This is a genomic window from bacterium (assembly GCA_027622355.1).
Taxonomy (GTDB): Bacteria; UBA8248; UBA8248; order UBA8248; family UBA8248; genus JAQBZT01.
The window spans coordinates 1-5,875 of sequence record JAQBZT010000191.1 but is presented as its reverse complement, the minus strand read 5'-3'; the positions used below and the strand labels follow the sequence as shown (position 1 = coordinate 5,875).

The window sequence follows — 5,875 nt, the reverse complement described above, 5'->3', positions numbered from 1 at the left end:
CGTCCACGCGGGGGTCCCAGTCGACCTTGTTGCCCAGGCCGAATGTCGCATGGAGACGATAGAGGGGAATGACGGCCACTACATTCGTCATCCGCTTGGAAATTTCCGCGAAAATCTCGTGGCGCTCCTTGTAGTCGGTGGAAGAGGACGCCTTCTTGATCATTTTCTGGGCGTATCCGTCCTTGTCGCACCATCCGCTCCAGGCACCCTTGCAGCCGAAGAGGGCGCCGAGCTGAAGGTCGGAGTCTCCGCCGCCGCCGCCGAAGGACTGGAAGAAGAGGAAGGGCTTGAAGTCCTTGCTCGGCTTATTGCGGTTTTTCCGGAAGGCGTTGCGGAAGCCGCGGTTGGAGAGGGAAACCAGCTTCGCCCGGATGCCCGACTTGTTGAGCATGCCGGTGAGCACCTCGGCCACCTCTTTGGATTTGAGGTAGGCACCCGTGTTGGCGATGAGGTCAATGTCGATTCCCTTGGGGTAGCCCGCCTCGGCGAGGAGCTGCTTCGCCTTCGCCGGGTTGTATTCATAGGGGTAGGGGAACTCCTCGGGGCTCACGTAGCCCTCGGTCCAGGGATGGAGGGCGGTTGTGGCCTCATCGGCGCTCCCGGCCAGGACGGAGCGAAGGGCCTTGCGGTCCACGGCGTGGGCGATGGCCTGGCGCACCTTCTGGTTACCGAGGATGCCGCCCCACTTTTGGTACATGCCGATCCGAAAGATGCGGATGCTCGGCTTGGAGATGACGCGGGCCTTGCCGCTCTGGTTGATCCGGCCCCACATGGGCTGGGGAACGGTGAAGATCACATCCACCTCGCCCTTGATCAGGGCGGCGACGCGGGCGGTGGCGTCGGGGATGATCTTGGCCACCACCCGCTTCACTTTCGGGTACTGCGGATCCCAGAAGGTCGGGTTGGCCTCGTAGATAGCGTGATCGTCGCGGACCCACTCCTTCAAGACGTAGGGGCCGCTCCCGATCGGGTGAGTGGCCAGATAGCCGAGGCGGTGATGGTTTTCGCTGTAATACTTCGGCGGGACGATGACCCCGACGTTCCCGAGCCGGTTGAGGAAGCCGACATCCGGGAAGGCGAGGTTAAAGCGCACCACGTACTTGCTGACGATCTGGACGGCGTTATCGCCCTTGATGACGCGCATCCGCCGCGTCTGGCGGGACTTGAGCTTCTTGTCGAAGACCCGGCGCATGCTGTACTGGACGGCCTTGGCGTCCACGTCTTCGCCGTTGGAGAACTTGAGGCCCGGCTTGAGGGTAATCTCAAGGGTTTTGGCGTCCACCCACTTGTGGCTCTCCGCCAGAAGGGGGATGAGCTTTCCCTCGGGGGTGCGGTGCATGATGGTCTGGAAGACCCAGCGGTTCCGCATGTTCGATACCTGCGAACTCTCGGTGTGCGGATCCATCGTCGGGGTTTCGAACTTGAATCCGATGGTGAGTGTGGCGTCCTTCGGTGCCGCGTGGACGAAGGATGCGGCAATGAGAATGATGGCTGCCGCCAAACCCAAAGTGCGTTTCATCTGGTCTCCTCCTCTTGGTCTGCCGCGGCGGTGAGCCGCCTTGGGGGACTGTATGATTTCATGAATCTTCCGTGGGTCAGATCGAAATTAACTCCAGGGGACAGTTCGTCACCCGTTCATGGCCATTCTCGGTGATGATGTATGTCCGGCCGATGAAGCTGCCGAGCCGTCCGTCCGGCGTTATGGGATTCGGTTCGGACATTATAACCATTCCGGGGCGGAAAATCCGATCCGCCTCTTTTGCCCGGATATGGGCCACTTCCACCAGGGGGCTGCAGGTGACGATGTCGATTCCGTGGATGAGGGTGGGCCGGGAGGTATAGCCCTTCTCCAGGATGAATTGTCCCGCCTCCTGAACCTCTTCCACCGTCCCGCCGGGATGGAGGCAGGCCTCGATCCGCTCGAAGACGGGGATGGCAACCTCCTCGTGGAGGCGACGCATGGCATCGCTCGGGGACCCCAGACAGATGGGGGCGCCGATCTGGGCGGTGTAGCCGAAGTAGCCGGCCGCCAGCTCGTTGAGGACCACATCCCCCTGCCGGAGGGTGCGGCCCGAGGGGCGCGGGTTGCCGAAGGGGAGGGCCGGCGCCTGCATCGCGGTGGAGCCGATGATGTTGAGGTGGACGTAGCCGCCTCCGTCCTGGATGGCGAAGGCGGCGCTGGCCGCCAGTTGATACTCGGCCACGCCGGGAGCGGCGCGGCCGGCGATGGCCTCGATCGCGCGGTCGCACAGGGCACCCGCCTTGCGGACGTAGGCCCGCTCCTCCTCGCTTTTGATCATCATGAGGGGGTGGAGGATTTCGGGGATGAATAGAAGCTCGGCCTCCGGGAGCTGTTTCCTGAGGTCAAGGTAGTAGTTCGCGGGAAGGTACTCGTTCGCCCTGCCCTCGGAATTGGCGCTCGCCAGGCCGATGCGGCCCCTTGCGAGGTCGAGTCCAAGGATGCACTCGGCCATGGCGTTGCCGAAGTTGCCCGAGGCGGCCCGCACGTTCTTGACGCAAACCGCCTTGCGCGTGGCCCAGATGTGGGCGCCCCCCATCGAACAGAGCAGGGTGGGCTCCCCCTCGAGGGGGAAGACGACATACTGGGCGAGGGCGCGGGCATCGAGGTGGCCGGTGAGCCAGACCATCCCGTAGCCCATGCTGGCGTTGTTCATGCTGCCGGGGACGATGAGGCAGTCGAGTCCCTGCGCCCGCATCGCCTCGCGCAGCGCACCGTGGCGGCGGCGGTATTCGGTCTCCGAGAATGACGGATAGACGGAATCCCCGTACCAGGGGGCATCCTCGAGATGGTGGAAGTTTTCTCCCAGGTGCAGCGCGTTGCTGACGGATGCGAACGAGCGGTTTGCCATGGGCTTCTCCGGGTTACTCGAGCGTCTTGAGCCGGGGGTCAAGAAAGTCCCGGAGCCAGTCGCCGAGCAGGTTGGCGGAAAGGACGGTCAGCATAATGGCCATGCCGGGGAAGAGGCAGATCCACCAGGCCGTGTCGATGTATTGACGGCCGTCGGCCAGGATGCCTCCCCATGTCGGAGAGGGAGGCGGCACCCCCAGCCCGAGGAAGCTCAGCGAGGCCTCGATGAGGATCATCCGCCCGACCGAGAGGGTAGCGATGACGATCGCCGGGGGAAGGGCGTTCGGCAGAATGTATTTGAACATCACCCCCAGGGGCCCGAGACCGGCTGCCATTGCCCCGACGACGAACTCTTGTTCCTTGATGGAGAGCACCGCGCCGCGCACGACCCTCGCGTAGACGATCCAGGTGCGGATCGAGATGACGAGAATCACGATCATGAGGCTGGGCCGGAGGATGGCGATCAGGGTCAGGGCCAGGAGGATGAACGGAAAGGCCAGGAAGATGTCCACAATCCGCATGCAGATGGTGTCGGTCCAGCCGCCGTTGTAGCCCGAAACGAGACCGACGAGCACGCCAATGGTTCCGGCGACAAAGACGGTGCTGAGGCCGACGGTGAGGGAAACCCTGGCGCCGTGGATAATCCGGCTCAGAAGGTCGCGGCCGATGGCGTCCGTCCCCAGGACGTGGAAGCGTCCCGTCGCCGGGTCAAGGAAGAAGGGTGGCTTCGGCCCCAGCTGGGGGTCCTGGTCGAAGGGGTTGTAGGGGGCGAACCAGTCGGGAACCAGGGCGATAACAACCATGAAGATGAGGATGATCGCGCCCGCGAAGGCCACCGGGTTGCGCGAGAGGCTGTGGAGGACCTGCCGCCATACGGGGGGCTCCTCGGAGGGGGCTTCGGTCGCCGCGATATGGGCCGCCTGGAGCTGTTGCGTTGCCATCTTGTCCCTCAGCTGTACTTGATGCGCGGATCAAGCCAGGCGTAGAGAACGTCAACGATCAGGTTGATGAATATGAATATAAAGGCCAGAAAGAAAACCGCTGCCTGCACGATCGGAAAATCGTCGTTCAAAATGGCGTTCACTGTGAGGCGTCCCACGCCCGGCCAGGCGAAGATGATTTCCGTGACCACGGTGCCGCCGAGGACAAGGCCCAGCTCCAGGCCAATCACGGTCACGACCGGAATGGCCGCGTTCTTCAAAGCGTGGCGGTAGACGACGAGCGTCTCGGACAGGCCCTTGCTTCTCGCCGTGCGGACATAGTCCTGCCCCAGCACCTCGAGCATCCCCGAGCGGAGGACGCGGGTGATGCGGCCGGTGGCGTACAGGCCCGCCGTCACCGCCGGGAGGATGAGGTGGGCGATGGTCCCCCGCCCGTGAGAGGGCAGGAGGTCGAGCCAGAGCGAGATGACGAGGAGCAGAATCAGCCCGAGCCAGAAATTCGGCATGGATTGACCCAGAAGGGCCCCCAACATGCTGATCCGATCCCAGATACTGTTGCGCTGGGTGGCGGAGATGACCCCGGCCGGTATGGAGATGAGCAGCGCGATGACGATGGCCGTGAGCGCCAACTCGGCCGTGGCCGGCACGTGCGCGAGGACAAGTTTCATGGCCGGCTCGCCCTGCCGGAAGGATTCGCCGAATTCGAATTTGAGGGCGCTGACGAAAAAGCGGCCATACTGCTTCAGGAGCGGATCGTTCAACCCCATCTTCTCGCGCAGTTCGATGATTTGCTGCTCGTCCGCGTCCTCGGGGAGGAGCACCTCGGCCGGATCGCCCGTGATGTGCAGCATCAAGAAGGTGATGACCAGAACGCCCTTGAGCACAATCAGGGCCTGGAGGCACCTGCGGAGTATGTACGTCCCCATTCGGCCACCCATTCCGGAGGGAGTTGAAAGCGCCCGGAGCGTATTTTCCCATTCGTTGATTCAATACTGGACGGCCTCAAGTTACCAAACCTCCACCCGGAGAGCAAAGGAAATCTCCGGTCCGCGGGCCGCAAAACAAAGCATTCGGGGTTCTCTGGCATGCGGTGATCGCGTATAATCGTTCCTTCTCACGCCGAGTTTCATTTTTCATATTTGTCGCCGAAGAGGCGGTTTCACTCTTCCGGCCGTTTTTGCAGGGGAAGGGGGCAGGAAATGGGAGAGTTCGAGTTCTCGAAAGTTTGCGGTAACCTCCATGTGGGAAAAGTTTTCGGAAATCTCGAAAATTCTCCGTGGTACGAGGATGTAGTCTATCCCGCGCCCTCTCCGGCCGAATACAAAAGGCGCCACGACGCCCTGCGCGCCGCCCTGAGAGAGCGGGACCTGGATTGCCTGATCGTCGGCGGAAGCTGCAACCTGATGAGCATGTGGGGCGGCGTCGTCTGGCTCTCGGGCCACATGGATTTCCGGGCGGTGGCGAACTACGTGGTTTTCCCCGCGAAGGGGGAGCCCACCCTTCTCTTCCCGATGGCGGGGACGCACATCTTCGCCATCCGGAAGCAGGCCTCGGGCCTGAAGGACGTCCGCTCGGTCATGGGGGCGGGCGGCTTCGGCAAGGCCATCGTCGCCCGCATCAAGGAACTCGGCCTGGAGTCGGGGAACATCGGGATCGCTTCCATCAACATGGAGAGCTGGGGCGGGGAGTTTATTCCGGTCAACTACTATCAGGACATGACCGAGGGGCTGCCGAAGGCGGCGATTACGCTTGTCCCCGACATCTTCCACAAGTTGTGGTACCGCAAGAGCGCAGAGGAGCTCGAGTTCGTCCGCAAGGCGGGCGCCCTCGCCGACCGGATGCTCGAGGCGGTCGCCGAGCGCGCCAAGCCCGGCGTGACCGAGCGCCAGCTATCGGCCAGCGCCAACTTCGCCGTCTCCGACGGGGGCGGCTACCCGCATTTCTGCATCATCGGAAGCACTCCGATGCGCAATCCCGCCCAGATATTCGGCAACCCGAATCCCTCCGACCGGGTACTCCAGGAGGGGGACATCATCAACAACGAGATGGCGGCCGGCTACGGCGG

The 5,875-nt window shown here is 63.0% G+C and carries 5 protein-coding genes; 1 reads left to right on the top strand and 4 read right to left on the bottom strand.

Annotated features, from left to right (window positions below; translation table 11 throughout):
* The 4 genes from O2807_10935 to O2807_10920 form a co-directional block, all read right to left on the bottom strand.
* Positions 1-1,519, bottom strand: a 1,519-nt coding sequence (locus O2807_10935) for an ABC transporter substrate-binding protein (GenBank protein MDA1001012.1), incomplete at its 3' end; no start/stop codon positions are given.
* Between the two features lie 76 nt (positions 1,520-1,595).
* A complete protein-coding gene (locus tag O2807_10930) occupies positions 1,596-2,870 on the bottom strand; it encodes a M24 family metallopeptidase (GenBank protein ID MDA1001011.1) in 1,275 nt (424 codons plus the stop codon).
* Positions 2,871-2,883: 13 nt separating this feature from the next.
* Entirely contained in the window at positions 2,884-3,810 is a 927-nt protein-coding gene (locus O2807_10925; protein ID MDA1001010.1) for an ABC transporter permease, read from the bottom strand.
* Between the two features lie 8 nt (positions 3,811-3,818).
* The gene (locus tag O2807_10920) at positions 3,819-4,736 is read right to left on the bottom strand and encodes an ABC transporter permease (protein MDA1001009.1); all 918 of its coding nucleotides are present in this window, start codon (positions 4,734-4,736) and stop codon (positions 3,819-3,821) included.
* A 273-nt stretch (positions 4,737-5,009) separates the two neighbouring features.
* Here O2807_10920 and O2807_10915 point away from each other — a divergent pair.
* Positions 5,010-5,875 (top strand): M24 family metallopeptidase (locus O2807_10915; protein ID MDA1001008.1); only part of this gene is annotated, 866 nt, incomplete at its 3' end.

Bases quoted from the DNA above. Each gene is read 5' to 3' on its own strand.
- O2807_10930 (MDA1001011.1), bottom strand. From the start codon at position 2,870: ATGGCAAACCGCTCGTTCGCATCCGTCAGCAACGCGCTGCACCTGGGA.
- O2807_10925 (MDA1001010.1), bottom strand. From the start codon at position 3,810: ATGGCAACGCAACAGCTCCAGGCGGCCCATATCGCGGCGACCGAAGCC.
- O2807_10920 (MDA1001009.1), bottom strand. From the start codon at position 4,736: ATGGGGACGTACATACTCCGCAGGTGCCTCCAGGCCCTGATTGTGCTC.